Origin of the sequence: Pseudomonas edaphica (assembly GCF_005863185.1) — a bacterium.
Classification (GTDB): domain Bacteria; phylum Pseudomonadota; class Gammaproteobacteria; order Pseudomonadales; family Pseudomonadaceae; genus Aquipseudomonas; species Aquipseudomonas edaphica.
In genome coordinates this window covers 1-3,160 of the sequence record NZ_VBVZ01000678.1, presented here as the reverse complement: position 1 = coordinate 3,160, position 3,160 = coordinate 1, and the positions used below count along the sequence as shown (strand labels likewise).

Annotated in this window: 3 protein-coding genes; 2 read left to right on the top strand and 1 reads right to left on the bottom strand. The window is 58.4% G+C overall.

The annotated features are described in order from the left end of the window. Positions 1-949 (bottom strand): NAD(P)/FAD-dependent oxidoreductase (locus FEM54_RS28825; protein WP_138453882.1); only part of this gene is annotated, 949 nt, incomplete at its 3' end. A 507-nt stretch (positions 950-1,456) separates the two neighbouring features. Between FEM54_RS28825 and FEM54_RS28820 the strand changes: the two genes are divergently transcribed. Next, positions 1,457-2,206: an electron transfer flavoprotein subunit beta/FixA family protein gene (locus FEM54_RS28820; protein WP_017138339.1), complete on the top strand. Its 750-nt coding sequence runs from the start codon at positions 1,457-1,459 to the stop codon at positions 2,204-2,206. A 2-nt stretch (positions 2,207-2,208) separates the two neighbouring features. Beyond that, on the top strand, positions 2,209-3,138 hold the full coding sequence (locus FEM54_RS28815) for an electron transfer flavoprotein subunit alpha/FixB family protein (RefSeq protein WP_138453881.1): 930 nt from the start codon (positions 2,209-2,211) through the stop codon (positions 3,136-3,138). Positions 3,139-3,160 lie beyond the last annotated feature (22 nt).

The following is a 3,160-nucleotide window of genomic DNA, read 5'->3' as shown; positions in this document are numbered from 1 at the left end:
ACGAGTTGATGCCGCCTTTGGCCAGGGCACTCGCGCCGTAGCTGACGCGTTTGCCGCCTTCCAGGTATTGCGCCAGCACCGGGTGGTGCTTGAGGCGCTGGAACTCATCGAACGGCGACAGGAAGGTGTTGCTGTAGGACAGGTCGACGATCAGGCCGACAACCACCTGGTTGTTTTCCAGGTGATAAAGGAACGAGCCGCCGGTGTTCTCGTTGCTCATGATGTCCAGCGGCCAGCCGGCGGTATGAACCACCAGGCCAGGCTGATGCTTGGCCGGGTCGATTTCCCAGATTTCCTTGAGGCCGATGCCGTAGTGCTGGGCGTCGGCGTCGCTGTCCAGGTTAAAACGCTGGATCAGTTGCTTGCCGATGTGGCCACGGCAACCTTCGGCGAACAGCGTGTACTTGCCACGCAGCTCCATGCCTGGGGTGTACACGCCTTCTTTTGGATGGCCTTCGCGGTCGACGCCGAGGTCGCCGGTGATGATCCCGCGCACCACGCCGTTCTCGTCGAACAGCGCTTCCTGGGCGGCGAAGCCTGGGTAGACTTCTACGCCCAGGTTCTCGGCCTGCTGGGCCAGCCAGCGGCACAGGTTGCCCAGGGAGATAATGTAGTTGCCTTCGTTGTGCATGGTCTTGGGCACAAAGAAGTCAGGCACCTTGGTGGAAGCTTCAGGGCTGCGCAGTACATAGATGTCGTCGCGCACAACCGGGGTATTGAGCGGAGCGCCGAGTTCCTTCCAGTCCGGGAACAGTTCGTTCAGGGCGCGTGGTTCGAACACGGCACCGGAGAGGATGTGAGCGCCGACTTCGGAGCCTTTCTCGACCACGCAGACGCTGATTTCTTTACCGGCTTCGGCGGCCTTCTGCTTCAGTCGGCAGGCGGCAGACAGGCCTGCCGGGCCAGCGCCGACGATGACCACGTCGAATTCCATGTATTCGCGTTCCACAGGCTATCTCCTACTCAAGGCTCAACAGGCTTTTTTTTCTAATGGATGGAGGTTCGGTGTCGTCTTGCAACAACGGCAAGACCCACCTTTCTCTCTAGGTGGCGCATTATATCTACACCACTGGCAGCGTCCAATACAAACGTTTGTTTGAATTGCTCGCAGGCTAGGTAAATCAAAGCAACGCGGCTTATGACTGGCTATTTTGGCGTATTGACCAGAATAGGCGTTCCGGTCAATATACGGTCGGTTTTGCGCTTACCGTAGGCAGACAGCAGGTTTCAAGAGCACGTCCAAAAGCAAGACAGGTGACGCGTGCCTAAACAATGGTGCGCAGTTTACACACTGCGATAAAGAATGACCTCTCAGTCACCCCTGACGAACGGTCATCATTTCCCCATCGCTAAGTCATCCGCCGAAGTTTTTGGAGGTGCCCTTGTGTGCCGATGAGCATCAACCGCCAGGTTCGCCTAGGCGACTTTCTTTTCACCGGAGAGTAACGAGGAATCCATGAAGGTTCTTGTAGCTGTCAAACGCGTTGTCGATTACAACGTGAAAGTTCGCGTCAAGGCGGACAATTCCGGCGTCGACCTTGCTAACGTCAAAATGTCGATGAACCCTTTCTGTGAAATCGCTGTGGAAGAAGCTGTACGCCTGAAAGAGAAAGGCGTGGCGACTGAAATCGTGGTGGTTTCCATCGGCCCTACCACTGCTCAAGAGCAGCTGCGTACCGCCCTGGCCCTGGGCGCCGACCGCGCCATTCTGGTTGAGTCGGCTGAAGACCTGACCTCCCTGGCCGTGGCCAAGTTGCTCAAGGCCGTTGTCGACAAGGAACAGCCTCAGCTGGTGATCCTCGGCAAACAAGCCATCGACAGCGACAACAACCAGACTGGCCAGATGCTGGCTGCGCTGACCGGTTACGGCCAGGGCACCTTCGCTTCCAAAGTCGAAGTGAGCGGCGACAGCGTCGCTGTGACCCGTGAAATCGACGGCGGCGCACAGACCGTTTCGTTGAAACTGCCGGCCATCGTCACCACCGACCTGCGTTTGAACGAGCCGCGCTATGCGTCCCTGCCAAACATCATGAAAGCCAAGAAGAAGCCGCTTGAGTCGGTGACTCCAGAAGCTTTGGGCGTTTCCACCGCCTCTACCAACAAGACCGTCAAGGTTGAAGCACCGGCTGCACGCAGCGCGGGCATCAAGGTCAAGTCGGTGGCTGAATTGGTCGAGAAACTGAAAAACGAAGCGAAGGTGATCTGATCATGGCTATCCTCGTAATCGCCGAACACGACAACAAGGTGCTGGCCCCGGCCACGCTGAACACCGTGGCCGCTGCCGCTAAAATCGGCGGCGACATTCACGTGCTGGTAGCAGGTCAGGGCGCTGGCGCCGTGGCTGAAGCCGCTGCGAAAATCGCGGGCGTGAGCAAAGTCCTGAACGCTGATAACGCCGCCTACGCGCATCAGTTGCCAGAAAACGTTGCTCCGCTGGTAGCTGAGCTGGGCGCTGGCTACAGCCACATCCTGGCTGCTGCTACCTCCAACGGCAAAAACATCCTGCCACGCGTTGCTGCGCAGCTGGACGTTGACCAGATATCCGAGATCATCTCGGTCGAAAGCGCTGACACCTTCAAGCGCCCGATCTACGCCGGTAATGCTATCGCCACCGTACAGTCCAACGCTTCGGTCAAAGTCATCACCGTGCGTGCCACCGGTTTCGACCCGGTTGCCGCTGAAGGTGGTTCGGCTGCCATTGAAGCTGTGGCTGCTGCCCACGACGCTGGCACTTCCAGCTTTGTTGGCGAAGAGCTGGCCAAGTCGGATCGCCCTGAGCTGACCGCTGCCAAAATCGTCGTTTCCGGCGGCCGCGGCATGCAGAACGGTGACAACTTCAAGCACCTGTACGCCCTGGCCGACAAGCTGGGCGCTGCGGTCGGCGCTTCCCGCGCGGCCGTCGACGCAGGTTTCGTACCCAACGACATGCAGGTCGGCCAGACCGGCAAAATCGTTGCGCCACAGCTGTACATCGCCGTCGGTATCTCCGGCGCGATCCAGCACTTGGCCGGTATGAAAGACTCCAAGGTGATCGTTGCGATCAACAAGGACGAAGAAGCGCCAATCTTCCAGGTGGCTGATTACGGCCTGGTTGCGGACTTGTTCGAAGCCGTACCCGAGTTGGAGAAGCTGGTCTAATCCAGTTGCTTCACTTATAAAG

Excerpts from the sequence above, each read along its gene's own strand:
- FEM54_RS28820 (WP_017138339.1), top strand. The coding sequence starts at position 1,457 with ATGAAGGTTCTTGTAGCTGTCAAACGCGTTGTCGATTACAACGTGAAA.
- FEM54_RS28815 (WP_138453881.1), top strand. The coding sequence starts at position 2,209 with ATGGCTATCCTCGTAATCGCCGAACACGACAACAAGGTGCTGGCCCCG.